We start from the raw sequence: 26,249 nt of genomic DNA, 5'->3' as shown, positions 1-26,249 counted from the left end.
ATGGCAGCCTATCTGATACGCAGACTGTTACTGGTGATCCCCACGCTGTGGGCGATCATCACCATCAACTTTTTTATCGTGCAAATCGCCCCTGGCGGCCCGGTCGATCAGGCCATCGCCGCCATTGAGCTCGGGCACGGCAGCGGGTTTGGCAGCGGTGGTGTCGGCGAAGGCCTGGGCCATGCCCGGGCGGGCATCGCGGCAGGCGACGGCCAATATCGCGGTTCGCGCGGCCTGGATCCGGAGGTGATCGCCGAGATCACCCAACGTTACGGCTTCGACAAACCGCTGCACGAACGCTACTTCACCATGCTGTGGAACTATATGCGCTTCGACTTCGGCGACAGCCTGTTTCGCGGCGCTTCGGTGATGCAGCTGATCGGCCAGAGCCTGCCGGTCTCCATCACGCTGGGCCTTTGGAGCACGCTGATCATCTACCTGGTGTCGATCCCGCTCGGCATCCGCAAGGCCGTCCACAACGGCAGCGCGTTCGATACCTGGAGCAGCACGCTGATCATCATCGGCTACGCCATTCCGGCTTTCCTGTTCGCCATCCTGATGATCGTGCTGTTCGCCGGCGGCAGCTACCTCGACTGGTTCCCGCTGCGCGGCCTGGTGTCCAGCAACTTCGACACCCTCTCGTGGCCGGCGAAGATCGCCGACTATCTGTGGCACATCACTCTACCGGTGCTGGCGACGGTGATCGGCGGCTTCGCTACCCTGACCATGCTGACCAAGAACTCGTTCCTCGACGAGATCCGCAAGCAGTACGTCACCACCGCCCGCGCCAAGGGGTTGGATGAGAAAAAGATCCTGTACCGCCACGTGTTCCGCAACGCCATGCTGTTGGTGATCGCCGGTTTTCCGGCCACCTTTATCAGCATGTTCTTCACCGGCTCGCTGCTGATTGAGGTGATGTTCTCGCTCAACGGCCTGGGGCTGCTGGGCTACGACGCCACGCTGCAGCGCGACTACCCGGTGATGTTCGGCACGCTGTATATCTTCACCCTGATCGGCCTGCTGTTGAATATCCTCAGCGATATCACTTACACCCTGGTCGATCCGCGCATTGACTTCGAGGCCCGCCAATGAGCTGCCTTAGCCCGATCAACCAGGCGCGCTGGGCGCGTTTTCGCCGCAATCGCCGCGGCTACTGGTCGTTGTGGATCTTTTTGGTGCTGTTCACGCTGAGCCTGGCCGCCGATCTGATCGCCAACGACAAACCGCTGTTGGTGCGTTATGAAGGCCGCTTGTACCTGCCGTTTATGATTAACTACAGCGAAACCGCCTTCGGCGGCGAGCTGAACACCGAAGCCGACTATCAGGATCCGTTCGTCCAACGGCAGATCGAACGGCACGGCTGGGCGGTTTGGGCACCGATCCGTTTCAGCTACGACACCATCAACTTCGCCACCGAGGTGCCCTTCCCCTCGCCGCCTTCGCGCCACAACCTGCTCGGCACCGACAGCAACGGCGGCGACGTGCTCGCTCGTGTTCTGTACGGTTTTCGCATCTCGATGCTGTTCGGCCTGGCGTTGACGCTGTTTTCCAGCCTGATCGGCGTGTGCGTCGGCGCGACCCAGGGGTATTACGGCGGGCGTTTCGATCTGTGGGGGCAGCGCTTTATCGAAGTGTGGTCGGGCATGCCGACGCTGTTTCTGATCATTCTGCTGTCGAGCATCGTCCAACCCAATTTCTGGTGGCTGCTCGGCATCACCATCCTGTTCGGCTGGATGAGCCTGGTCGGCGTGGTGCGCGCCGAATTCCTGCGCACCCGCAATTTTGACTACATCCGCGCCGCGCGCGCCATGGGCGTGCCGGATCGGGTGATCATGTCCCGCCATATGCTGCCCAACGCCATGGTGGCGACGCTGACCTTCCTGCCGTTTATCCTCTGCGGCTCGATCACCACCCTGACGTCGCTCGACTTCCTCGGTTTCGGTCTGCCGATCGGTTCGCCATCGCTCGGCGAATTACTGCTGCAGGGCAAAAACAATCTGCAGGCGCCGTGGCTCGGCATCACCGCCTTCCTGGTCTTGGCGGTGCTGCTGTCGTTATTAATCTTTATCGGCGAAGCGGTGCGCGACGCCTTTGACCCCAGCAAGGCGCATTGATATGGCCACTCCTTTGCTCGCTATTCAGGATCTCAGCATCGCCTTCCGCCAGGGCGACACCGTCACGCCGGTGGTCAACGCACTCTCGCTGCAAATCGCGCCGGCGGAAACGCTGGCGCTGGTAGGAGAATCCGGCTCCGGCAAAAGCGTCACCGCCCTGTCGATACTGCGCCTGCTGCCCGCGCCGCCGGTGGTTTACCCTGCCGGCGATATCCTGTTCAACGGCGACTCGTTGCTGCATGCGCCGGAAGCGGCGCTGCGCAAGGTGCGCGGCAATCAGATCGCGATGATCTTTCAGGAACCGATGGTGTCGCTTAACCCGCTGCACACCATCGAAAAACAGCTGGCGGAAGTGCTGATGCTGCACCGCGGCCTGCGGCGCGATGCCGCGCGCGCAGAGATCGTCGAATGCCTGGAGCGCGTCGGCATCCGTCAGGCCAAGAGCCGGCTGCAGGATTACCCGCATCAGCTGTCCGGCGGCGAACGCCAGCGGGTGATGATCGCCATGGCGGTGCTGACCCGCCCGAAACTGCTGATCGCCGACGAGCCCACCACCGCGCTCGACGTCACTATCCAGGCGCAGATCTTGACGCTGCTGCAAGAACTGAAGCAAGAGATGGGCATGGGGCTGCTGTTTATCACCCATAACCTGAATATCGTGCGCCGCCTGGCGGATAACGTGGCGGTAATGCGTCAGGGGCGCTGCGTAGAGCAAAACGCCCGCGCGCAGCTGTTCAGTCGGCCGCAACATCCTTACACGCAGCAGCTGCTGGCCGCCGAGGACGTCGGTGAACCGCTGCCGCTGCCTGCCGCAGCCAACGGGCGCCCCGGCGACGAGCGGCCGCTGCTCAAGGTGGAAAATCTGCAGGTGCGCTTCCCCATTCGCCGCGGCCTGCTGCGCCGCACGGTGGATTATCACTATGCCTTGAAATCATTGAGTTTCGAGCTGCGCGCCGGGGAAAGCGTGGGGCTGGTGGGGGAATCCGGCTCGGGCAAAAGCACCACCGGGCTGGCGCTCCTGCGCCTGCTGGCCTCACAGGGCGCCATCTGGTTCGACGGCGAACCGCTGCACCCGCTCACGATGAAGCAGATGCTGCCCTACCGCAGCCGGATGCAAATCGTCTTCCAGGATCCCTATTCCGCCCTGAACCCGCGCCTGAACGTACAGCAAATCATCGCCGAAGGGCTGGAAGTGCACCAGCGGCTTAGCGCCGAGCAACGGGAACAGCGCGTGATCGCGGTGTTGCAGGAAGTCGGCCTGGATCCGCAGCTGCGCCACCGCTATCCCACCGAGTTTTCCGGCGGGCAACGCCAGCGTATCGCCATCGCGCGCGCGCTGATCCTGCAGCCGCAGCTGCTGATCCTCGACGAGCCGACCTCTTCGCTGGATAAATCGGTGCAGGCGCAGATCCTGACGCTGCTGAAATCGCTGCAGCAACGCCACCGGCTGGCTTATCTGTTCATCAGCCATGACCTGCAGGTGGTGCGTTCGCTATGCCACCAGGTCATCGTGTTGCGACAGGGAGAAGTGGTTGAACAGGGAGACTGCCGGGCGATCTTCGCGGCGCCCGCCGCCGACTATACCCGTCAACTGCTGCAGTTGGCGGATTAGCGGCGAATTCTAGAAGGGGTACTGCGCGCTGAGCGGTTCGGCGATTGCGGCGCCGACGTTTTTCAGGCGGCACATGGTGGCGCTCTCGTCGCTGCGCTGCACGAACAGGCAAGGCTCGCCTTCCCATTCGACGATCGCGCAATCGACCTGAATCTCCTGCAGCGACAGATTGAGCTGTTGCATTACCTGCCAGGCCTCGGCCCCTTCATGGCTGAGTAACTTCAGCCCAATCAGGTTGTTATCTTCGTCTATTCCGTTAAACGGAATCGGTTCAACCTTCACGCCGGTGAAACCAGATAGCCAACGATAACTTTGCGGCAAGCGATGCACTACCGAAAGTTGGATACTCTCCACATGAAATCCCTAGATTGAAAAGGTGAAACACTTTTACCTGACAGGGTTACTAAGTTATAGCCGCTGACTCCCGACTCTGCCGCGCACAAATGTTATTTAAATGTAAATTTTGCCGCTAGCCATTAACTTGACCCCGTGCTTGCCGATGCCGTGCCATTTTTTGGCGCGCCGTGCGGTGTTATTTCACGGCATTTTGCGACTCAGCTCGCATTTTTGCGTTATATGTAACCCTTTCCCGCAGCGATCTCAACTCTTTTTTCTTGCAATGCGACTACTTTTCCGTCGCCATATTTTTACAATGAAGAAACATTTAGCCCACCACGTTAGCGCAGCCTCCCCTGCTAATGCCTTGATTTACATCAATCCTAATCCAAACCCTCCGCAGCGCTCAGCCGGCAGAACGCTGCGCCTCCCGAGGAATATTAGGCGATGCGGCGGTGGAATTTTTTAACAAAAAACACACAGAGGGGAAAACGGCCAGTTGATTAGCTTGCGTATATTTAGCAACAAAATTTCTATTGCCAGTTGCACCCTGAAATGGCAAGGCGCAACCCCATGACGATGCGGGGCGACACGCCCCGAATCGGGAGAACGTCAGGCCGCGCGATTGCGCGGCCGGCTGGCGTAAAAATAAAATAGCACCGCCACGATGCTGCACAGCGCCATTGAGGTGACCATGGGCCACGCGCTTTTGCCCGGCGCCATCGACAGGACCGCCCCCACCAGCGCGCCGATGCTGAAGCGCAACGTGCCGGCCAGGGAAGACGCAGTGCCCGCCATATGTGGGAAATCATCCAGGATCACCGCCATGGCGTTGGAGGAGATCATCGCGATGCACCCCAAATAGACCGCAACACCGATCACCAGCGCCCAGAAGCCCAGGCCGACGGCGCTCACCGCCACCAGCCACAGCCCCATTGCCAGCTGCACCAGCAGCCCCAGTTTGAACATCTTGACCGCACCGAACCGCCGCACGTTGCGGCTGTTGATCAGCGTCGTCAGGAACAGAAAGACGATGTTCAGCGCAAAATAGTAGCCGAAGTGCTGCGGCGAAACGTGGTTCAGTTCGATGTAGACGAACGGCCCGGCGCTGAGGAACGAAAACATGCCCGCAAACGAGAAGGCGCTGGCCAGCATGTAGCTCAGCACCCGTTTGTGGCGGAACAGCGAACCGAAGTTGCCCAGCGTGGTGCGCAGGTGGAACCGCTGTCGCCGCTCTTTCGGCAGCGTCTCCTTGATGAACAGGGCCACCAGCAGTGAACCGATCAGCGCCGCGGCGCCCATGGTCCAAAAGATGGCGTGCCAGCTGAACCACAGCAGCAACGCACCGCCGATCATCGGCGCCAGCAGCGGCGCGATGGTCATCACCAGAATGACGAACGACATCATGCGCGAGAACTCATCCTTGGTGAACATATCGCGCATCAGGGCATTGATCACCACGCTGGCGGCCGCCGCCGCCAGGCCGTGCAGGAAACGCAGTCCGATCAGCTGATCGATCGATTGCGCCATGGCGCAGGCGCAGCCGGCGATGGCGAAGATCAGCGTTCCCCACAGGATCACCGGCTTGCGGCCGATGCTGTCCGACATCGGCCCATAGAACAGCTGCCCGAAGGCAAAGCCGAGCATATAGGCGCTGAGGGTCATCTGCACGCTGCCGGACTCGACGCCAAACTGGGCGGCGATCACCGGCATGCTGGGCAGGTACATGTCGATGGCCAACGGCATCAACATGGACAGCAGGCCCAGAATGAAAATCAAACCGAGATGAGAGGTTCGGTTCTGTTGCACGTTCCACGACTCCTTAATCGGCCGCAATCAATGATCGGTTTTCAGTCCTGCAGGTGCGGCGCGCCCACGCTGGCGATCTCTTCTTCGGTCAATGGGCGGTATTCGCCCGGCGCCAGATCGTCATCCAGCACGATGGCGCCGATGCGCTCACGGTGCAACTCGATCACCCGGTTGCCGACGGCAGCGAACATCCGCTTCACCTGGTGGTAGCGCCCTTCGCTGAGGGTCAGGCGCACCAGGCGCTCGTCAACCTGCTCCAGTGTCGCCGGGCGCGTCAGGTCTTTCTCGTTGTGCAGTTGCACCCCTTCGGCGAAACGCTGCGCGGTGTCTTCCGCCAACGGATGCTCCAGCGTCACCAGATAGGTTTTCTCGCAGTGGTGGCGCGGCGACGTGACGCGGTGCGACCACTGGCCGTCGTCGGTCATCAACACCAGCCCGGTGGTGTCGATATCCAGCCGCCCGGCGGCGTGCAGCTTGTACGCGACCGGCTCATCGAGAAAATACAGCACCGTCGGATGATCGGGGTCATCGGTAGAGCAAACGTAGCCCTGCGGTTTGTTGAGCATGAAATAGCGCGGGCCGTTCTGCTGCTGCAGCGGATTGCCGTCGAACGCCACTTCTTGCTCCGGGATCAGTTTGATCGCCCCGCTCTTCACTACCTCACCGTCCACGGTGACGCGTTTAGCCCGAAGTTCGCGCGCAACCAACGCACGGCTAATGCCTAACTGCTGAGATAAAAACTTGTCCAATCGCATGGGATCTGCTTTGCCTGTCGTTGTTATGATCGCATTGATCGTATTGCCAAAATATGACGCCCGCCGTTGCACCGGGTGCAAATGGCAGGTTCAGGGGGGGAATCGCGTGGGGGAACAGCGATTGCTGTCACACGAGTATAGCGGCACAACGCGTTGCCCGACAGAGGTAATTTTCACGCTCCTCGCACCGCGCGCGCGCAGAAGGCATAATAATAGAAATTTTTCGGCTGTCCGAGGAGCAGAGTGTCACGGTTTCTGTGGGAACCGAGGTGACACAACCGCTTCCCGACGGCCCATCTCAACCCACGGCGTTCATTTATGGCCTTTACCCTACGCCCCTACCAACTGGAAGCGGTCGAAGCCACCATCAACCATTTCCGGCGGCATCCCGAACCGGCACTGATCGTGCTGCCGACCGGCGCCGGCAAAAGCCTGGTGATCGCCGAACTGGCGAAGCGCGCCCGCGGGCGGGTGCTGGTGTTGGCGCACGTCAAGGAACTGGTGGCGCAAAACCACGCCAAGTACTGCGCCTACGGCCTGGAAGCGGACATCTTCGCCGCCGGCCTGCAGCAGAAAGAGAGCGCCGGCAAGGTGGTGTTCGGCAGCGTGCAGTCGGTGGCGCGCAACCTGCCGCTGTTCGACGGCGCCTTTTCGCTGCTGATCGTCGATGAATGCCACCGCATCAGCGACGACGACGACAGCCAGTACCAGCAAATCATCCAGCATTTGCAGAAAACCAACCCGCAGCTGCGGCTGCTGGGGCTGACCGCCACGCCCTATCGCCTGGGCAAGGGCTGGATTTATCAGTATCACTACCACGGCTTCACCCGCGGCGACGGCGCCAGCCTGTTTCGCGACTGCATCTACGAGCTGCCGCTGCGCTATATGATTAAGAACGGCTTCCTGGTGCCGCCTGAGCGACTGGATATGCCGATCGTGCAGTACGATTTCAGCCGGCTGGAAGCCAGAAGCAACGGCCTGTTCAGCGAAGCGGATCTGAACCGTGAGCTGAAGCGGCAAAACCGCGTCACGCCGCATATCATCAGCCAGATCGTGGAATACGCAGAGGATCGCAAAGGCGTGATGATCTTCGCCGCCACCGTGGAGCACGCCCGCGAGATCCACGGCCTGTTGCCGAACGGCGAAGCCGCGCTGGTCAGCGCCGAAACGCCGCCCGCCGAGCGCGATGCGCTGATCGACGCGTTCAAACAGCAGCGGCTGCGCTATCTGGTCAACGTCGCGGTATTGACCACCGGCTTCGATGCGCCGCACGTCGATCTGATCGCTATCCTGCGCCCGACCGAGTCCGTCAGCCTGTATCAGCAGATCGTCGGGCGCGGGCTGCGGCTGGCGCCCGGCAAGGAGGATTGCCTGATCCTCGACTACGCCGGCAACCCGCACGACCTGTTTACGCCGGAGGTCGGCGTCAGCAAGCCGCACGGCGACAGCCAGCCGGTGCAGGTGTTCTGCCCGGCCTGCGGCTTCGCCAACCTGTTCTGGGGCAAGTGCACCGAAAATGGCGACATCATCGAGCACTACGGCCGCCGCTGTCAGGGCTGGCTGGAGGACGACGACGGCCACCGCGAGCAGTGCGATTACCGCTTCCGGTTCAAGAGCTGCCCGCACTGCGGCGCGGAGAACGATATCGCCGCGCGCCGCTGCCATCAGTGCCAGGAAGTGCTGGTCGATCCCGACGACATGCTGAAGGCGGCGCTGAAGCTGAAAGACGCGCTGGTGCTGCGCTGCGGCGGCATGGAACTGCAGAGCGGCCGCGATGACAAGGGCGAATGGCTGAAGGCCACCTATTACGACGAGGACGGCACCAGCACCAGCGAGCGCTTCCGCCTGCAGACGCCGGCGCAGCGCAAAGCGTTCGAAATGCTGTTCCTGCGCCCGCATCAGCGCGCGCCAGGCGTGCCGTTCGCCTGGCACACCGCCGCCGACGTGCTGGCGCAACAGCAGGCGCTACGCCATCCGGATTTCGTGGTGGCACGCAAACGCGGGCAGTTTTGGCAGGTGCGCGAGAAAGTGTTCGATTATCAAGGCCGTTTCCGCCGCGCCAATCAATTGGCCTGAGCGAGCGGCCCCCAATCTGGGCAGGTTTTCGTTGCCCTGCGGGCGGCTTTCCGTTAAAATGCCGCGCGCTTTACCTGGGTCAGCCCAGCGTTAAAGCGGGTTTCCGAACTTGCTACTTGGGTCGCCTGTAGCAGGGTAAATTTTCTTTTAAGAGAAAAAACAATGTTCACTATCAATGTAGAAGTACGTAAAGATCAGGGTAAAGGTGCGAGCCGCCGCCTGCGTGCAGCAAACAAATTCCCAGCTATCGTTTACGGTGGCAAAGAAGCTGCAGTTTCCATCGAATTGGACCATGATTCTGTTAAGAACATGGAAGCTAAACCAGAATTCTACAGCGAAGCAGTAACTCTGGTTATCGACGGTAAAGAAACCAAAGTTAAGGTTCAGGCTGTACAGCGTCACCCGTTCAAGCCAAAACTGGCTCACATCGACTTCGTTCGCGTTTAATCGCTACGTTTTCGAACCTTTCGGGACGCCGAAATAAAGAACGCCGCAATTGCGGCGTTTTTTATTGTCTGCACTTCGGCACGCTTACTTGCCGCTGCCGGTCCGGCGCTGCAGCTGATCGCGCAAGTTCGGCGGCGTGCCTTTGATGGTCAGCGTGTCGGTGGCTGCATCCCAGAAAATGCGCTCGCCCAGCAGCATGGCGTCGAAGTTCAGGCTGATGCCGCCGCCGCTGCCGGCGAATTTGGTCAGCTGACGCAGCGTGCCGCGATCCGCCGGGAAGCTCTCTTCCAGCTCATACCCTTGCTCGCTGGAGAACTGCATGAAGTCTTTCTCGCCGACCGGCGACAGCTCCTGCGACAGCGCCTGCAGTTCAATCTCTTCGCCCGCCTGCAGCTGTTCGTTGCAGTAGCTGTACACCTGCTGGCGCACCGACTGGCGCTCGTTCTTGTCCAGCTGCGCATCGGCGCAATAGTCGTCTACCGCCTGCAGCAGCCCGCGGTTTTGCGCCTTGGTGTCCAACCCTTCGGACGCCGCCAGGAAGTCCATGAAGAAGTCGGCGACCTTGCGGCCCACGCGCCCGCGCAGGAAGGTCAGGTAGCGGGTCGATTCCGGGTTGGTTTCCCACTCGGTCAGATCGATGCGCGCAACGATATCGGCGTTGTTGATGTCCAGATAGTGCGTGGTGTTGATATCCAGCTCTTCGTTGACGCGCATGCTGTTACGGCTGTTCAACACCGCGATCAGCAGGTACTCCACCGCCAGATAGCGGTATTGGCCGAACAGTACCACGCCGCCTTCGGCGAACGGATACTTCGCCAGTTCGTCGCGCAGGCGACCGGTGGCCGCGCGGCTGAAGGCCAGAAAGTCTTTATCGTCCTTGCGGCAGGTGCGCAGCGCTTCCGCCAGTTCGCTGCCTTCGTTGAACAGGCCTAAGGCCTTGCTCTTGGCGCTGTAGACGCGATGCAGTTCCGCCATCATTTCTTCCACCGCCGAGTTGGTGGGAAGCAAGGAATCGCGCAGCACCACGTCCAGCGTTTGCTCGTCGCGTTTCACCAACTGGTGCAGAGCAATCTGGTCGATATCCAGACTCATGGTAAATCCTCCTGTTCTTTAGGCGCGTATTCAAACACTGAAGGCCCCGCCCTGCAATACTAAAAAACCGCGGGAAACCGCAAAGGCGCAGCGAGGGCCTGCCCCGGCGCAGGTGAACAATTTCCCGAATGACAGGAAGTGATAAAAGAGCGGAAAATCACTGCCCTATACGGTAAGATAGGGCACTTTGCAGATTACTAAGCGCAATTTTATGCCACAATCATCCCGTTACAGTGACGAACACGTTGAACAACTGCTCTCAGAGCTGGTCAATGTTCTGGAAAAACACCATACCCCCACCGATCTTTCCCTGATGGTGCTGGGCAACATGGTCACTAATTTGATCAACACCAGCGTTGCCCCCGCGCAGCGGAAAACCCTGGCAAGATCGTTCGCGGAAGCCCTGCAGGCTTCTGTCCGTGAAGATAAAGCGCATTAATATTTACTTATGGTGACAAACCGTCAGCGTTATCGTGAAAAAGTCTCCCAGATGATCAGCTGGGGGCACTGGTTCGCCTTGTTCAACATTCTGCTCGCCCTTGGGCTGGGCAGCCGCTACCTGTTTGTCACCGACTGGCCCGCTTCCCTGCTGGGCCGGGTTTATGCCCTGGTCAGCCTGCTTGGGCATTTCAGCTTTATCGTGTTCGCCGGCTATTTGCTGGTGATCTTCCCGCTCACCTTCGTGGTGATGTCGCAGCGGCTGCTGCGATTTATTTCCGCCGCGCTGGCCACCGCCGGGCTCACGCTGTTGCTGGTCGACAGCGAAGTGTTCTCTCATTTCCACCTGCACCTCAATCCGGTGGTGTGGGATCTGGTGGTCAACCCGGACCAAAGCGAGCTTTCGCGCGACTGGCAGCTGATGTTTATCTGCGTGCCGGTGATCTTCCTGGTGGAGATGCTGTTCGGCACCTGGAGCTGGCAGAAGCTGCGCAGCCTGAACCGCCGCCGCTTCGGCAAACCGCTGGCGGCGCTGTTTATCAGCGCCTTTTTCGCGTCGCACCTGATTTACATTTGGGCTGACGCCAACTTCTATCGCCCAATCACCATGCAGCGGGCCAACCTGCCGCTCTCGTACCCGATGACCGCGCGCAAGTTCCTCGAAAAACACGGCCTGCTCGACCAGCAAGAGTATGAGCGCCGCCTGGTGCAACAGGGCAATCCGGAAGCGGTCGCGGTGGAATATCCGCTCAGCGATCTCAGCTACGGCGACAAAGGCAGCGGCTATAACCTGCTGATGATCGTGGTGGATGGCATTCGCGCCAAAGACGTGGCGCAGGACATGCCGGCGCTGACGCGCTTCGCCCAGGAAAACGTGCGTTTCAACGATCACTACAGCTCGGGCAACCATGCCGATACCGGGCTGTTCGGCCTGTTCTACGGCATTTCCCCGACCTATCTGGACAGCGTGCTCGCCGGGCGCAAGCCGTCGGCGCTGATCAATGCGCTCAGCGATCAGGGCTACCAATTGGGGCTGTTCTCTTCCGACGGCTTCAATGCCAGCCTGTATCGTCAGGCCCTGCTGACCGACTTCTCGCTGCCGACGCCGGCGCCGCAAAGCGACGCGCAAACCACGCAGCAATGGCAGCGCTGGCTGACGGATCAGGGCGGCAAAGAGCCGTGGTTCTCCTATATCAACTTCAGCGGCGCCGAGTCGGCCGAAGGCGACAAAACCCCGGCGCCGGCCGACTTTATCCAACGCTATCGCACCGGCGCGCAAGACGTGGATGCCCAGATAGCCCAGGTACTGGATACCCTGAAACAGCGCGGTCTGCTGGACAAAACCGTGGTGGTGATCACCGCCGAACACGGCGTCGAATTCAACGACAGCGGCAAAGGCCAATGGGGCGCCGGCACTGCCTTCAACCAGGCGCAACTGCAGGTGCCATTGGTGATCCACTGGCCGGGCACCCCGGCGCAGACCATCAGCAAGCTGACCGGCCATAACGACGTGATGCGCACCTTGATGCAACGGTTGCTGCACGTGAAAACCGCGCCGAAAGACTATTCGCAGGGCGAAGATCTGTTCACCGCCCAGCGCCGCAACGACTGGATCGCCACCGGCGATGGCAATCAGCTGGTGATCACCACGCCAACGCAAACGCTGATGCTGGACAACAGCGGTAACTATCGCGTCTACGATCAGAACGGCGATGAAATAAAAGACGAGAAACCGCAGCTTGCTCTGCTGCTGCAGGTGCTGACCGATGTAAAACGCTTTATCGCCAACTAACTGCTTAAAACTAAAGCAATCAAGTGGCGAGGCGCTTGCATTAACATCGGGAATCGGTAGTATGATTTTTCATAGCGTCGGCATGTAGCGCAGCCTGGTAGCGCACCGTCATGGGGTGTCGGGGGTCGGAGGTTCGAATCCTCTCATGCCGACCAAATTTAAGAAAACCTGCTGTTACAGCAGGTTTTTTTCGTCTGCATATTGAGAGGATTAGGCCGCACCGGTTTGGCCCATGCGCTAGCGGAGGCCTGGGCAGGGCCTCTCTCTCAGCGCGGCTGCAGGCAGTTTTCTTCTTTCCAGCCGTACAGCCATTCCATTCCGCGATAAAATTCCGCCTGAGATTTGCCTTTCCATAACAGATTACGCACCTGGCGCTCAACGCCTGCGGCGTGATAAACGCGGCCCATCTCACGGGTTGACCAGACGATGCGCGCCGTGCGTGGAATACGTACCGACTCGTACAGGGCAAGCGCTTTTGCCGCATCCCCTCCATGCTCTTCCAGCGCTTTACCCAGCGTTACCGCATCCTCCAGCGCCATGCAGGCTCCCTGCGCCATATACTGTGCCACCGGGTGCGCTGCGTCTCCCACCAGCGTGATACGGTCGTTGCCCCATTTCTCCACCGGTTCACGATCGGCGGTTGACCAGCGGCGCCACGAGGTCGGCTTATCCAGCATCTGGCGCGGACGCGGGTGAATACCGGAAAAATAGGAAAGCACCTCCTCTTTACTGCCCTCCTTCACACCCCATTCCTCCTGCTGACGGCTATGGAACGTCACCACCAGGTTATACTGCTTCCCGCCGCGCAGCGGGTAATGCACCAGATGGCAGTGCGGCCCCGCCCACAGTACCGGCGCGTTAATGCGTAAATCCTCCGGCATCTCATCGCAATTAATCACGGCGCGGTAAACCACATGTCCGGTCACCCGCGGCGCATCGCCCAGCAGGTACTGCCGCACCACCGACCTCACGCCATCGCAGCCGATAAGAATATCCGCCGTCCAGCGATTACCCTGCTCATCAAATACCGTCACATCGTCCACCGTTTGGCTGATACGCGCCACCTGCGTTGAGGTACGGTATTCCACATCCGGATGGGTCAATACCGCTTCCCAAACAGAGGCGTGGATATCCGCCCGATGGATAACCGCATAGGGACCGCCAAAGTGATCGCGAAATGCTTGCCCGGTCTCAATATGCACCACCTCCTGGGCATTGACCGCATCCATCAGGGTAATGTGATCGGTAAAGACGGCGCGCTGACGCGCTACGCCGCCCACACCCAGGCTATCCAGCGCGGAAAAGGCGTTGGGGCCGAGCTGAATACCCGCCCCAATCTCACCAATCTCGTGCGCCTTTTCCAACAACATCACTTTAATGCCCTGGCGAGCCAGCGAGAGCGCAGTCGCTGCGCCGCCAATGCCTCCCCCGACGATAATTGCGCGCATCACTTTAGCCATTGTTTTCCTCCTTTCGGGCTCAGGCTGAAATTTTGTCTTGTTGGTTTTCGGGCGCCGCGGCGATGAACGCCGGGAGACGAGTACAGGCGTCGTAAACCGCTTTACAGCGCGGGTACCCGCTCAGATCGCACCCCATCCGCAGGGCATTCGCCCACTGAGGGATCAGGCAGCAATCCGCCAACGTCGGGGTATCGCCAACGCAGAAGGGTCCTGGCGGCCGCTGGAGCAACAGCTGTTCTACGGCGCTCAGCCCTTGCCGGATCCAGTGCGCATACCAGCGTTTTTTCTCTTCCTCACTCACCTTCAGCTCTTCACTCAGGTAGCGTAAAACCCGCAGGTTATTTACCGGATGAATATCGCAGGCAATAACATAAACGATTTCCAGTATCCGGCTGCGTGCCGGATCGGCCGTCGGTAACAGCGGCGACTGAGGAAAATGGCGATCCAGCCAGTCGATAATCGCCAGCGACTGGCTGAGAGACTCACCGTCGTCCGTGAGCAGCGTCGGCACCAGCCCGACCGGGTTCATTCGCCGATATGCCAGCTCATTCTGCTGCCCGATACGAATATTGACCCCCACCGTCTGGTAATGGATGCCTTTCAGCGCCAGCGCAATGCGCACGCGGTAGGATGCTGAGCTATTAAAGAAACTGTACAGCTTCATCATTCACCTCTGAATCGGCTCAGACAATCTTCACGGCGATAGGGGTCAGTCCCTCTACATTGCCGGTAATCACATCGCCTTTCACCACCGCGCCCACCCCTTCCGGCGTCCCGGTAAAAATCAGATCGCCGGGCTGCAGCTCAAAAAAGCCGGACAGATAGCTGATGGTTTCATTTACCGACCAGATCAGATGGCGGATGTCGCTGCGCTGGCGATCGCTGCCGTTGACCTGCAGCCAGATAGGCGCGTTGTTCACGTCTGCGCTGTCGCCGGCTTTATGCAATGGCGCGATGGGCGCAGAAAGATCGAACGACTTGCCGATTTCCCATGGGCGCCCCATCTGACGCATGTCCATCTGCCGATCGCGGCGGGTCATGTCCAGGCCCGTGGCATATCCCCAGATGTATTCATGCGCCTTGTCCAACGGAATATCGCTCCCCCGTTTACCAATCGCCACCACCAGTTCGATTTCGTAGTGATAGTTATCCGTTTGCGACGGATACGGCAACGCCAGCGTTTCTCCGGCCGCCACCGGCACCACCGCATCGGCAGGCTTGCAGAAGAAGAACGGTGGCTCACGATCCGGGTCAAAGCCCATTTCACGGGCATGCGCAGCATAGTTACGCCCGACGCAGTAGACACGGCGCACGGGAAACTGTTTATCACTCCCCACAACAGGAACCGTCACAGGGGCTTGCGGTGCAAATACGTATTGCGTCATTTTGTCTCTCCCAAATTAATAACGTGCTTCGCGGAACAGTCCCAAGGCTTCCTGAACCGGCCTGTCCGAAAAACTGAATAACACGGTGTCTTCGTCCGCCTGAAACGACACGTCGAACCAGGTCGGCGCCACGAAGATATCTTTTGCTGAAAAGTGGATGGTTTCGCTGCCGATGCTGACCTGGCCGCGCCCTTCCACCACGTGGTAAATGGTGCTGTCCGTGGTGCGCGCCTTCCGTGAGGAAAAGCCTTTCGGCAGCAGCTGCAGGAAGGCGCCCATCGAGGGCATGGGATAGCCGCCGGTCACCGGGTTGGCGTAGCGCATCTTGTAGCCGTCCCACTCGTCGGCGTCCCCCATGCGGGTGAGGTCGTGCAGCGCTTCCCGGCTGCGATCGTAGCGGTAGTTGAAAATGGGCGATGAATTGCCTTTCTGATGGCGCAGCGGCAGCATATTGGCCGCATAGCGCGGTAAATAATCCCCCTCCTGGCGCGTCACGGGCTGCTGCTCTTGTGGATAGTCTTCCGCGAAACCGCAACCCAGCAGGTTCACCAGCGGCAGATCCAGCCCGTCCAGCCATACCACCGGCTCCTCGCCGGGATTACCGTGATCGTGCCAGCGCCACTGCGGCGTCAAAATGAAGTCGCCTTCATGCATTTGCGTACGTTCACCGTCAACGGCGGTAAATGCCCCTTTCCCTTCGACGATAAAACGCAATGCCGACTGATTATGGCGATGGCTCGGCGCAACTTCGCCCGGCATGATCAACTGCAATCCGGCATACAGCGTCGGGGTGATGGAGGAGTGTCCGCGCAGCATCGGGTTTTCCAGCACCAGCACGCGGCGAACCGCCTCTTTGGCGCCAATCAACTCGCCGCTGGCCAGCAGGTGCGGGCGAATCGCCTGATAGTTCCAGTAAGCCGGAGCGCAGTTTGCATTCGGCGTTTGCGGCACCAAATGGTGCAGCGACTCCCACAATGGGGTCAGGTTCTGCCCGGAAATATGCCGGTAGAACTGCTGGCGGCTGGGATTAACATCCTGATTGCGTTCAGGCATAGGGATTCTCCTTTTCATTCACGACGCTGCGCGAGGCAACGTATCAGGGGCTGGAGTAGACTGGCGAACGACAGCCGTCAGCAGAATTAACATCACCGTACTGATCGCCGCCGGCACGGCAATAATGAAAAATAGCGTATCGAATGAGAAATTCATCGCCATCATCACGCCGCCGGCAAGCGAGCCGACAATCGCGCCGCAGCGGCCAATGGCATTGGACCAGCTGACGCCGGTCGCCCGGCTTTGCGTCGGATAGAGCGTGGCGGTCAAGGCATTCAGCCCAACCTGCGAACCGCTGATGCCGATGCCGGTGCCGAAGATGGCCAGCGCCATCAGCCACAGGCCGTTCTCGCTCAGACCAATCATGACGATACACGCGGCGCCCAGGGCGTAACTCGCCGCCAACACCCGGAAGGGATTGTATTTGTCCATCAACGCGCCCAGCCCCAGCGCCCCCAGCGTTCCGCCCATCTGGAAAGCGGCGGTCACCCAAGAGGCATGCTGCAGATCTATACCGCGATGGTTAAGCAGCGTCGGCATCCAACTGGAGAGCAGATAGATAATCAACAGGCTCATAAAAAAAACCGCCCAGAGCATGAGAGTAATGCGCAGCTGGCGGCCGGCAAACAGCGGGCTGATGCTCCCTTTGGCCGCCGTAGCGGCTTCGTTGAGGTAAAAATGGGTCTCTTCATCGCACTCTCGGGTAATGCCGCTGACCGTTTTGGCAATCACCTTGTGCGGCAGTTGGCGGCGGACCTGCCAGCGCGGGGATTCCGGCAGGGCAAACAGCAGCACCACAAAGAGCATCAGCGGCAAAACGCCTCCGAGCACCAAAATGCCGTGCCACCCCATCACCGGCACCAGTTGGGCGCTGACGATCCCGCCCAGGGCTGAACCGAGCGTGAAACCGCAGAACATCAGCGTGACCAGCGCACCACGGCGGCGAGCAGGCAGATATTCAGAGGTCATCGTGATGGTGTTCGGCATCGCGCCCCCCAACCCCAGGCCGGTGAGAAAACGTAAAATGACCAGCGTTGGCATATCGGGGGAGAAGGCCGAAATCAGGCTCAGCGTGCCAAACAGCGCCACGCAAAGTTCGATGACGCGCTTGCGGCCAAAGCGGTCAGAAAGCGGGCCGCAAAGCAGTGCGCCCGCCGTCAATCCCAACAACCCCGCGCCAAACAGCGGCGCCAGTTCGCCGGCGGTCAGTTGCCATTGGGTACGGATGTCGGGTGCGATGAAACCAATGGCAGCGGTGTCAAAACCATCGAACATCACCACCAAAAAGCAGCAGATGATAACGCGCCACTGCGTCTTACCGATGGGAGCAGCATCGATCAGTGCTTGTAAATCACGCCGTTGAGTCATAGTGAGCGCCTCGGTGCAGGTAGGGAGATGTCTGTCTTGTTTTAGGTATGTTACGAATTTGTATCCTTAGCGATAAAATGTACAATGGCTTTTCAGGCAGAGACATAACCGGAGGGTTATAACAAATGGCGAACTGGGCGCAGAAAATGAAGCTGCACCATCTGCAAATGTTGGTGGCGCTGGGCGAACAGGGAAATCTGACCCACGTTGCCCGGATGATGAACATCTCCCAACCCGCTCTGTCAAAATGGTTGTCACAGCTCGAAGATGAGATTGGGATCACGCTGTTTGAGCGGCATAGCAAAGGGCTGCGCCCCTCCGAGGGGGGGAAACTGCTGCTTCAGCATGCGCAGCGCTTGGTCAATGATCTGGAACGTTCGCAGTCTGAAATCGCCCGCTTTAAGCAAGGTGGGCTGGTGGGGAGCCTGAAAATCGGCTGTTCGCCGGTCGCGACCGACTGCGTTTCGCAGGCCATATTGAGCCTGCTGCAGGAAATGCCGACGCTGCATCTCAATATTGAGGAAAAAGTGATGACTCCGCTGCTGCACGATCTGCTCGCGGGCTCCGTGGATGTCGTCGTGGGCCGCGTTGGCGGGCGGGCGCTGCAACTGCCGCTCAACTATCAAGTGCTCTACACCGAACCGGTGTGCTTTGTTGCCCGCCCTCACCATCCGCTGGCAAAATCTGCCTCCCTCACCTGGCACGATCTCACCCACTGGCGCTGGATTGTCTGGCCGACCGGCACGCCAATCCGCATCAGCATTGATAATGCGCTGGCAGATAACGGCGTGATGCTGCCTGAAAACACGATCGAATCGGCATCCATGAACGTCAGTACCAACCTGCTGCAAAGCAGCGATATGATCTCCATTCTTTCCCTACGGCTGGCGCAGCGTTATGCCAGCCAGGGGCAGTTGGCGATCCTGAATCTGCCGAAGATTGAGCAGAAAGGCAGCGTGGGCGTCTTCTGGCGCAACAGCGAACCGCCTTTTGCCGCGCTAAGCCGCTTTTTGCACCTGCTGACGCAGGCTTAACCCCCCGCGCCGTAAACCTGCTGCCACAGCAGGCCATTACGCCTGCGCCGACGCGGAAAGCTTGACGATGGTCGCCGGAATTCCCTGACGCACCGCCGCACCGGTCACCCAATCCAGCCAGGTATTCGGCACTTCACGCGTCGGATCGGCAAAGCCCAAATCGTTGAGGTTGATGCCGGCAGCGATGCGCTCATCCATCGCCAACGGTTCGCCGTCCAGGTAGTGCTGACTGGCCCCCATCTCCCGGTGGCCGTAGCCGTGTTCCACCGCGATCACGCCGGGCATCACGCCCGCCAGTAAACTGATCTGCACCTCTCGGCTGCCGCCCGGCGTGCTGATGCGCACCCGGTCGCCGTGTTGAATGCCGAAACGCGCTCCGTCTGCCGGGTTTAGCGCCACCAGGTTCACCGGTTTCACGTCGTGCAGGCGCCGAATCACTGCGGTGGAGCTGCTCATCACATTGGATTTGAAGGACATCAGCCGCAGCGGCCACTGCCGCTCAGGGTAGAGCTCTTCCACCGCGCGGCCATCCGACAAACGCGCCGGGTAGCAGGTGGGGCAGCCGCTGAAACGCTCGCCGGTGATCGCATGCCGGTGCTTCGCCACTTCCGCATTCCAGATCTGCAGCGGTTTCTCCCAACGGTTGCCCACGCTGCCGTCGCGGCGGCCGCTGTCATGATCGGCGAACCGGCCACCGCGGCTGTAGATAAACGCCACGCGGTCGATTTCATCGGCGCGCAGCGTCTGAGCAAGCTGCGGCAACAAGCGATCGACGCCGCTCAGCGTCAGTTCGTCCGCCCTCACAGCCGGCACCGGCGCCTTGCCGGCAAACGCCACGTTGGCGGCGGCGCGTAGATAATAATCCTCAGCTCGGTTGAGCGGCAGTAGCCCGCCCTGGCCGTCGCCGATAGCGCGATCGCCGAACCCCGGCAGCGCCAGGCGTTTGGCGACGGCGATGCAAAATGCCTCCATGGAGATCGGCTGCCCTAGCGCCGTTTGCGCGGTCGCCGGCGTCACTATCGGCCAGCGCGCGGTAGTGGCCTTGCTGGCGACGCCGCCCCAGGGGGCGCTGAATCCCCAACTCTCAAAGTTATGGGTGTCCGGGACGATATAGTCGGCCAACGCCGTCGTTTCGTTGATAAACGCATCGATAGCGATAAACAGCGGCAAACGCGCCGGATCCTTCAATCGTTCCTCCGCCACGCCGCGTAACCCGGCGATACCGTACAGGGGGTTGGTCATGTTCGAGATCCAGGCTTTCAGCCCGTACGGATACCCCGCCAGTGCCGATGTCAGCAGTTCGGTCAGTTGCCCGGCGACGAACGGATACCAGGGCGCCCTGGCCGGCCAGGGGGAAACACCCGCCGCCACTTTTTCGCGGTATTCGTCGGAGGCTTCATAGGCGGCCTTGCTGCGCGCGATATTCAGCCCCTTCGGTTTTACCAGGCCGGGAAACTCGACCAGGTTATAGCGCGGCCCCTCGGCGAAGCCGTTGAATTTGCCGCCGCCGACGAACACGCCCCCCGCCAGGCTCAGGTTGCCGATCAACACGTTGAGCATCATCACCGACCAGGTATTGTAAAACCCGTTCGCCGCCATCATCCCGCCATGGGCGATCACCGCCGCCTTGCGCCCGTGGGCGGTAAAAGCCTCGGCCAGCGCCGCGATGCGTGCCACCGGCACGCCGCATTGCCGGCTGTACGCCTCCGGCGACAGCTTGTCGGCGGCCTCTTTCAAACACTGGAAGCCGCTTTTCACCGTTACCTGCGCACCGTCGTGCAGCGTCACCGTGCGGGTTACCCACAGCTCGGCGCTGTCGCACGTCTCGGCCGCCACCAGCTCACCCGCGCCGTTGACCACCAGCGGCGACGCCGACTCGGCGCCGTTCAGATCGGCCAGCGTCAGATGCTGCCCCGCCCGCGGATGCTCGCTCTCGGCGATCACCAGATGCGTGGCGTTGGTCCAGCTCTTCTCGCCGGCGCGTTGCATGGCAGCCTCCGACGGGATGGCGAGATAACCGGCCTGATAACGCCGGTGGTCGAGGATCCAACGGATCATCGCCATCGCCAGCGCCGAGTCGGTACCCGGCAATATCGGGATCCAATGGCCATGATCGTCCGCCAATGTGGTGGTCAGCGGCAGCGCCGGCGCCACTACCGCGTAGCGGAACTCGCTGCGCAATCTGGCACTGGCCAACTGCCGGGCCTGCCGCTTGAACGGGTTGCCGGACTGCGCCGGCGAGGTCCCCATAAACAGCGCGAATTCGACCTGTTCCCAGTCGGGTTTTACGTGCGGATTCTTGTCCAGATCGTTCATCAACGCGCCGGAACCGGCACGGTAGGCCAGCCCGCAGTATGCGCCGTGCGCGCCGAAGTTTTTGCTGCCGAAACTGTTCTGGGCGAAGCGCCGCAGGAAGCCGTCGCGCCCGTCGTCACCGGCGTTGGTCACCAACAGCTGATTGGCTTTCGGCCCCAGCCCCGGCTGCCGGGCATCGATCGGCGTCTCCAGATCGCGGATCGCCCGCAGGCCCTCCACATGCCCCTCGCCGAACAGATCGCCGCCCTCGACCACTTCGGCAATCAGCTGCTCAAAGCTGATGCGCTGCCACTTGCCCTCGCCGCGTTTGCCGACGCGCTTCATCGGCTCCAGCACGCGCAGCGGGCTGTAAAGCCCCTCCAACAGCGTGGCGCCGCGGGCGCAGGCGGTGGAACGGGCATCGAGGCCGCTTTCGCCACCCAGCTGCGCCAACGCCTCCTGCAGCGGCAAGGCCGAGTCGACGTGCCGTTCCTGAGATAACGGATGATAAGGGTTGCCGGCAATGCGCAATACCCGGTCGGTCTGCCTGTCCACCCGAACCCGCACGCCGCATTGCGTCCAGCAGCCGAAACACTGGGTCATCGAGATGGCCTGCTGCGGATTGCCTTGCCATTCCGGCATTGCCCGCCCTTCGGGTGGCAGGGAGTTGCCGTTGATGCGATCCAGGGTCACCCGCCCTGAGGTGCCGTTAATCAAGCCGTCGATCGCCCGTTTGGCGACCTCGCGATAGCTCAGGCCAAAGGCGGACAATCCGCCGAAGGCCAGGCCCACTTTCAACCACTGACGCCGGGTGAGTTTAGCCATGTTGTTTTCTCCGCAGTAAAAACGCCTGTGCTTCACGCACCATGATCATTAACGCCAGCCACAACCCGAAAGTGCCGACGATCGCCAGCAAGCCATCGGTGCCGAGCGGCAGGCTATAGGGGGAATAAGACGCGTTGTATTTCGGGATGGTTTGCACCTCGATCAACAGCGTCCAGCGCATCAGCCAGCTCAGCCCCAGTGCGCCGGCCACCAACAGCGGTGCACCGCCGCGCGGCAAGCGCCGATAGCCGGCCCAGGCGGCGCACGCCAGCGTCAGCCCCCACAGCACAACCCATCCCGCGGCATACCGGCGCGCCATCGCCTGCGTCTGCAGCCAGTGGCGTACCGCCGCGCCAGATAACGTATCGCCGCATACCCACAACAGGATCGCCCCGCCGAGCAGCAGTAACGTCAGCAGCATCCCGCGCGCCAGCGGCGCTTGCAGGCCGGGCCGTTCGCGCAATGTCAGCAGCAGCAAGGCCAAGAGCGCCTGCAGCGCGCTGAGGAACATCACGATCGGAAATGCGTAGCTAAACCAGATGGGGCGGGCGCGCACCACGGAAACCTCACGCCCGGTGTACAACAGCAGGCCGATAGCCACCAGCGCGCAGGCGGGCGCAATCCCACGCAGCAGCGCAACCGATCTGCCCGTCAGCCGCGTAAATTCGAGTGCGAGAAACCACAGGCCGATCAGCAGGGTAAACAGCGGCAAGAACAGCGCGCCCCACGGCATCCACGACCAGGGCGTCGGGTAGGCGTAGAAATGCCAGAAGCGGGCGGTTTGATGCAGGTCGGCGGTCAGCGCCAGCGGCGCGGTGATGGCGCACGTCAGCCCGATAAACAGCGCCATGCGCTCCAGATGCGCGGCGTTGTCTCCACCGCGCCAGCGCCACACGCAGGCCAGCAGCGCGGCGCAGGCGGCGATGCCGATAAAGAAGAAATATTGTACGGCCCACGGCAGCCAGCTCACCGCCTGCGGTTGGCTCAGCACTTCTGCGATCATCAGTTGGCGATTCATCGTCCCTCCCCCCATAAGGCGACCTGCGCCCGCCCCGGCAGCGGCGTGACGAAGGCGTCATCCAGCCCCAGATAGAACACATGGGGCGCGGTTTGGTTCTCCGGCTTGAGGACTTTGATCTCGGCCTCATGGCGCCGCAGCAGCTTGCTCAGCGTGCTGTGCGGATCGCGCATGTCACCAATGATCCGCGCCCCGCCCACGCACGACTCCACGCACGCCGGCAACAATCCCGCCTCCAGCCGGTGTACGCAGAAGGTGCATTTGTCCGCCGTTTGGGTGGCGTGATTGATAAAGCGGGCATCGTACGGGCAGGCTTGCACGCAATAGGCACATCCCACGCAGCGCGTGTTGTCGACCACTACGATCCCGTCCTCGCGTTGGAAGGTGGCCTGCACCGGGCACACCGGCACGCAGGGTGGGTTGTCGCAGTGGTTGCACAGCCTGGGCAGCAGTACGTTGGTCGCGATCGCTTCGCCTTCGAGGCTGACCTGATACTGGTTTACCGTGGTGCGAAACTCGCCGTGCGGCGTCTGGTTTTCAATGGCACAGCTCACGGTACAGGCCTGGCACCCGACGCAGCGCCGCAGATCGATCAGCATCGCGTAGCGGCGGCGAGCATCCCCCTCGCGCCGCGTCGGCGCTAACGTCAGCCCGGCTTCCGCCACGGGGATCAGTGAAGCCCCCGCCGTCAACACGCCCAGCCGCTGCAAAAATTGCCGTTTACTGAAGTCCATGCGCCTCTCCCACGCCCTGGGCATCACCCCGATCACGCTATTGATGCCCGTTAGATGAATAAACAATGTCGATGATTTACAGTGTAAAAATGGCATCGATGGCGCTCTATTGTGGTTAACCACATACCGGACCTAACGTTGATCTAAAACAAGTGACAACAGGCAAATTGCCCATCAGGAGGGGCCGTGAGGGTCGTGTTATTACTGCTGTTCAGTCTCGGTTGGGGGATGGAGGCACAGGCGGGCGAGTGGTCGGTCGGCGTGCTGGCGATGCGCGGCGATGCGGCGACCGCGCGTGACTGGCAGCCGCTGATCGACAGTCTCAACGGCAGCCTCAGCGGTGAACGCTTCCGCCTGCAGCCGCTCGATCTGGCGCAGATGCGCGAGGCGGTCAATCGGGGCAGCGTGCAGTTCGTGGTCACTAATCCGGCGCAGTTCGTGCAGTTGAACAGCCACTATCATCTGCGCTGGCTGGCGTCGTTACGCGCCGCCAACGGCGATCGGGCAACGGGCAACATCATCGGCAGCGTGATTCTGGTGCGGCGCGACAGCGGCATCACGACGCCGCAGGCGCTGATGGGCAAAACGGTGGGCGCCATCGATCCGCAGGCCTTCGGCGGCTATCTGACCGGCTATAAGGCGCTCAGCGACGCCGGCATACGGCCCGAGCGCGATTTTCACCTGCGCTTTACCGGCTTTCCTGCCGATGCCCTGCTCTATCTGTTGCGCGAGCGCGCCATTCAGGCCGCCATCGTTCCCGTCTGTCTGCTGGAGAAAATGGATCGGGAAGGCCTGATCAACTCGGCGGATTTTCGCCCGCTGCTGCAACAGGCCACGTCGGTACCCTGCGTCACCAGCACGCCGCTTTACCCCAACTGGTCGTTCGCCGCCCTACCCGGCCTGGAGAACTCACTGGTGGATGCGGTGGCAAGAGCCTTGCTGACCGCACCGCCGCAGTCGCCCTTCCTGTGGGGCGCACCGGCCTCGACCAGCGAGGTGGAAGCGCTGCTGCGCGCCGTCAATCAGCACCCGGAACAGCGGCGGCTGTGGCTGGATATCAAGAGCTGGCTGATCCAGCATCAGACGGCCGTCGGCCTGTCGCTGGCGGTACTGGCGCTGTTGATCGTCAACCATATCTGGATCGCGCTGCTGGTACGCCGGCGCGGGCGACAGCTGCTCCATGCCGGAGAGCAACTGCGGCGGCAGGAGCAGGCGCTGGAGAACGCCAGGCAGCTGAACGTGCTGGGGGAAATGGCCTCCGGCTTCGCGCACGAGCTCAATCAACCGTTGGCGGCGATTCGCCTCTATGCGCAAGGATGCCTGATCCAACTGCGCAAAACGGACGCCGGGCATCCGTTGCTGGGGCCGTTGGAAAATATCGACCGACAGGCGCAGCGCGGCGGCGAGACGATTCATAACCTGCGCCAGTGGGTGCAGCCCACCGCTGAGGCGATAGACCAAACGCGCTGGCGACCCACGGCGGTAAGCGAAACCGCCGAGCGGGTGTGGACGCTGCTGCGCCTGACGCAGCGCTATCCCGACCTGAAACTGTTCAACAACGTGGCGCCTTCGCTGACGCTAACCCTGCCGCCGGCGCTGCTGGAACAGCTGCTGGCGAACCTGCTGCTGAATGCGGCGCAGGCCGGGGCCAATGCCGTCTGGCTTTCCGCGGTCCAGAGCGAACGGGCGATCGAGTTGCATCTGCAGGACAACGCGGGCGGCATGACAACGGCCGGGCTGGAACAGGCTTTTCGCCCCTTCAACACCACCAAAGCCGGCGGCATGGGGCTGGGGTTAGCCATTTGCCGGCGCCTGGCCCGCTACGGCGGCGGCGAAATCCGCCTGGCGAACCGCCCCGCCCCCGACAGCCGCAATGGGCTGTGCATAACGCTGCATTTCATATTGAACGATGAGGAAAACCATGTCGCTAATTCATCTGGTGGACGATGACGCCGCCGTCACCGACGCCTGTCATTTTTTGCTGACCAGCCTCGGCCACGACGTGCAGTGCTGGAATGACAGCGCCGACTTTTTGGCGCGGGCCGACCTGTTGCAGACCGGGATCGTCTTGCTGGACATGCGGATGCCGAAACTCGATGGGCACCAGGCCTACGCTGAGCTGCGCCGCCTCGGCAGCACGCTGGCGGTGGTGTTCCTGTCCGGCCATGGCGACGTGCCGATGGCGGTGGAGCAGATGAAGTACGGCGCGGTGGACTTCCTGCAAAAACCGATCGCTGCTGAACCGCTGATCGCCGCCCTCGAACGGGCGCAGCAGGTCTCGGCCAAAGCCCAGCAGCGCCATGAAACCCTCGGCCGTTACCGCACGCTCACGCCGAAAGAACGCGACATCGCACAGCTGGTAGTGCGAGGCATGATGAATCGGGAAATGGCGGAGCGGCTGAATATCGCCCTGCGTACCGTGGAGGTTCACCGGGCGAAAGTGATGGAGAAAATGCAGGCCGCCAGCCTGGCGGAATTGGTGATTCAGCTGCAGGCTCTGCCGCCCACGCCCCAGGAGTGAACACATAAGGCCCTCATCAAGCTAACGTCCCGTATTCCTCTTCCCATGATTGACACAGCGCGATCCAGGTAATATATTCATTAGA

22 protein-coding genes and 1 tRNA gene are annotated in these 26,249 nt (G+C 61.1%); 11 read left to right on the top strand and 12 right to left on the bottom strand.

From position 1 onward, the window contains the following. Genes FUU19_RS19725 through yejF form a run of 3 tightly spaced genes read left to right on the top strand, consistent with a single transcriptional unit; the run spans position 1 to position 3,726 of the window. Positions 1-1,092: a microcin C ABC transporter permease YejB gene (locus FUU19_RS19725; RefSeq protein ID WP_141967679.1), complete on the top strand. Its 1,092-nt coding sequence runs from the start codon at positions 1-3 to the stop codon at positions 1,090-1,092. Next, a complete protein-coding gene (locus FUU19_RS19720; RefSeq protein ID WP_230490686.1) occupies positions 1,089-2,114 on the top strand; it encodes an ABC transporter permease in 1,026 nt (341 codons plus the stop codon). Before FUU19_RS19725 ends, FUU19_RS19720 begins: the two co-directional genes overlap by 4 nt. Before the next feature lies 1 nt (position 2,115). Continuing rightward, positions 2,116-3,726 (top strand): microcin C ABC transporter ATP-binding protein YejF, encoded by a 1,611-nt coding sequence (yejF, locus tag FUU19_RS19715; protein ID WP_141967675.1) that lies wholly within the window; start codon positions 2,116-2,118, stop codon positions 3,724-3,726. A 9-nt stretch (positions 3,727-3,735) separates the two neighbouring features. Here yejF and FUU19_RS19710 read toward each other — a convergent pair whose 3' ends face one another. The 3 genes from FUU19_RS19710 to rsuA all read right to left on the bottom strand — a co-directional run bounded on the left by FUU19_RS19710 (position 3,736) and on the right by rsuA (position 6,626). Continuing rightward, the gene (locus FUU19_RS19710; protein ID WP_004935763.1) at positions 3,736-4,080 is read right to left on the bottom strand and encodes a YejG family protein; all 345 of its coding nucleotides are present in this window, start codon (positions 4,078-4,080) and stop codon (positions 3,736-3,738) included. Positions 4,081-4,674: 594 nt separating this feature from the next. Next, positions 4,675-5,871: a Bcr/CflA family multidrug efflux MFS transporter gene (locus FUU19_RS19705; protein ID WP_141967673.1), complete on the bottom strand. Its 1,197-nt coding sequence runs from the start codon at positions 5,869-5,871 to the stop codon at positions 4,675-4,677. Positions 5,872-5,912: 41 nt separating this feature from the next. Beyond that, positions 5,913-6,626 carry a 16S rRNA pseudouridine(516) synthase RsuA gene (gene rsuA / locus FUU19_RS19700; protein WP_230490685.1) on the bottom strand — a complete coding sequence of 238 codons (714 nt, stop codon included), beginning with the start codon at positions 6,624-6,626 and terminating at the stop codon, positions 5,913-5,915. A gap of 318 nt (positions 6,627-6,944) precedes the next feature. Between rsuA and radD the strand changes: the two genes are divergently transcribed. Beyond that, positions 6,945-8,702, top strand: coding sequence for a DNA repair helicase RadD (gene radD, locus FUU19_RS19695; protein WP_197834676.1), 1,758 nt, complete (start codon positions 6,945-6,947; stop codon positions 8,700-8,702). 162 nt (positions 8,703-8,864) lie between these two features. After that, positions 8,865-9,149, top strand: a complete 285-nt coding sequence (rplY, locus tag FUU19_RS19690) for a 50S ribosomal protein L25 (RefSeq protein ID WP_019453645.1) — start codon at positions 8,865-8,867, stop codon at positions 9,147-9,149. An 84-nt stretch (positions 9,150-9,233) separates the two neighbouring features. Here rplY and yejK read toward each other — a convergent pair whose 3' ends face one another. Next, positions 9,234-10,241 carry a nucleoid-associated protein YejK gene (yejK, locus tag FUU19_RS19685; RefSeq protein ID WP_197834675.1) on the bottom strand — a complete coding sequence of 336 codons (1,008 nt, stop codon included), beginning with the start codon at positions 10,239-10,241 and terminating at the stop codon, positions 9,234-9,236. Between the two features lie 211 nt (positions 10,242-10,452). Here yejK and FUU19_RS19680 point away from each other — a divergent pair, with 211 nt between their 5' ends. The 3 genes from FUU19_RS19680 to FUU19_RS19670 all read left to right on the top strand — a co-directional run bounded on the left by FUU19_RS19680 (position 10,453) and on the right by FUU19_RS19670 (position 12,626). Beyond that, complete coding sequence (locus FUU19_RS19680; RefSeq protein ID WP_004935782.1) at positions 10,453-10,680, top strand: YejL family protein; 228 nt, start codon at positions 10,453-10,455, stop codon at positions 10,678-10,680. Positions 10,681-10,689: 9 nt separating this feature from the next. After that, positions 10,690-12,471, top strand: a complete 1,782-nt coding sequence (gene yejM / locus FUU19_RS19675; protein ID WP_197834674.1) for an LPS biosynthesis-modulating metalloenzyme YejM — start codon at positions 10,690-10,692, stop codon at positions 12,469-12,471. Between the two features lie 78 nt (positions 12,472-12,549). After that, a tRNA-Pro gene (locus tag FUU19_RS19670) sits at positions 12,550-12,626 on the top strand. A gap of 111 nt (positions 12,627-12,737) precedes the next feature. On the opposite strand, the gene FUU19_RS19665 is transcribed toward FUU19_RS19670, so the two are convergent. Genes FUU19_RS19665 through mhbT form a run of 5 tightly spaced genes read right to left on the bottom strand, consistent with a single transcriptional unit; the run spans position 12,738 to position 17,737 of the window. Next, complete coding sequence (locus FUU19_RS19665; protein WP_230490684.1) at positions 12,738-13,931, bottom strand: 3-hydroxybenzoate 6-monooxygenase; 1,194 nt, start codon at positions 13,929-13,931, stop codon at positions 12,738-12,740. Between the two features lie 19 nt (positions 13,932-13,950). After that, positions 13,951-14,595 carry a maleylacetoacetate isomerase gene (gene maiA, locus FUU19_RS19660; RefSeq protein ID WP_142591668.1) on the bottom strand — a complete coding sequence of 215 codons (645 nt, stop codon included), beginning with the start codon at positions 14,593-14,595 and terminating at the stop codon, positions 13,951-13,953. 19 nt (positions 14,596-14,614) lie between these two features. Continuing rightward, positions 14,615-15,316: a fumarylacetoacetate hydrolase family protein gene (locus tag FUU19_RS19655; protein ID WP_060447936.1), complete on the bottom strand. Its 702-nt coding sequence runs from the start codon at positions 15,314-15,316 to the stop codon at positions 14,615-14,617. 15 nt (positions 15,317-15,331) lie between these two features. Next, positions 15,332-16,369, bottom strand: a complete 1,038-nt coding sequence (gene gtdA, locus FUU19_RS19650; RefSeq protein WP_202669877.1) for a gentisate 1,2-dioxygenase — start codon at positions 16,367-16,369, stop codon at positions 15,332-15,334. A gap of 18 nt (positions 16,370-16,387) precedes the next feature. Beyond that, positions 16,388-17,737, bottom strand: a complete 1,350-nt coding sequence (gene mhbT / locus FUU19_RS19645) for a 3-hydroxybenzoate transporter MhbT (RefSeq protein ID WP_230490683.1) — start codon at positions 17,735-17,737, stop codon at positions 16,388-16,390. A gap of 125 nt (positions 17,738-17,862) precedes the next feature. Here mhbT and FUU19_RS19640 point away from each other — a divergent pair, with 125 nt between their 5' ends. Then, entirely contained in the window at positions 17,863-18,771 is a 909-nt protein-coding gene (locus tag FUU19_RS19640; protein WP_141967657.1) for a LysR family transcriptional regulator, read from the top strand. A gap of 36 nt (positions 18,772-18,807) precedes the next feature. On the opposite strand, the gene ttrA is transcribed toward FUU19_RS19640, so the two are convergent. From ttrA to ttrB, 3 genes are read right to left on the bottom strand one after another with little or no spacing between them, the layout of a single operon-like run. Beyond that, the gene (gene ttrA / locus FUU19_RS19635; protein ID WP_230490682.1) at positions 18,808-21,891 is read right to left on the bottom strand and encodes a tetrathionate reductase subunit TtrA; all 3,084 of its coding nucleotides are present in this window, start codon (positions 21,889-21,891) and stop codon (positions 18,808-18,810) included. After that, positions 21,884-22,909, bottom strand: coding sequence for a tetrathionate reductase subunit TtrC (ttrC, locus tag FUU19_RS19630; protein WP_230507321.1), 1,026 nt, complete (start codon positions 22,907-22,909; stop codon positions 21,884-21,886). Before ttrC ends, ttrA begins: the two co-directional genes overlap by 8 nt. Continuing rightward, a complete protein-coding gene (ttrB, locus tag FUU19_RS19625) occupies positions 22,906-23,643 on the bottom strand; it encodes a tetrathionate reductase subunit TtrB (protein WP_202669881.1) in 738 nt (245 codons plus the stop codon). Before ttrB ends, ttrC begins: the two co-directional genes overlap by 4 nt. 228 nt (positions 23,644-23,871) lie before the next feature. Here ttrB and ttrS point away from each other — a divergent pair, with 228 nt between their 5' ends. After that, positions 23,872-25,593, top strand: a complete 1,722-nt coding sequence (ttrS, locus tag FUU19_RS19620; protein ID WP_230490930.1) for a tetrathionate respiration histidine kinase TtrS — start codon at positions 23,872-23,874, stop codon at positions 25,591-25,593. Continuing rightward, positions 25,565-26,164 (top strand): tetrathionate respiration response regulator TtrR, encoded by a 600-nt coding sequence (gene ttrR / locus FUU19_RS19615; protein ID WP_230490680.1) that lies wholly within the window; start codon positions 25,565-25,567, stop codon positions 26,162-26,164. The genes ttrS and ttrR overlap by 29 nt, the downstream gene beginning before the upstream one ends. Positions 26,165-26,249: the final 85 nt, after the last annotated feature.

It is taken from the genome of Serratia montpellierensis, assembly GCF_020858655.1.
GTDB classification, from domain to species: Bacteria; Pseudomonadota; Gammaproteobacteria; order Enterobacterales; family Enterobacteriaceae; genus Serratia; species Serratia montpellierensis.
The sequence above is the reverse complement of the archived record's forward strand: the minus strand, read 5'-3'. Positions and strand labels throughout refer to the sequence as shown.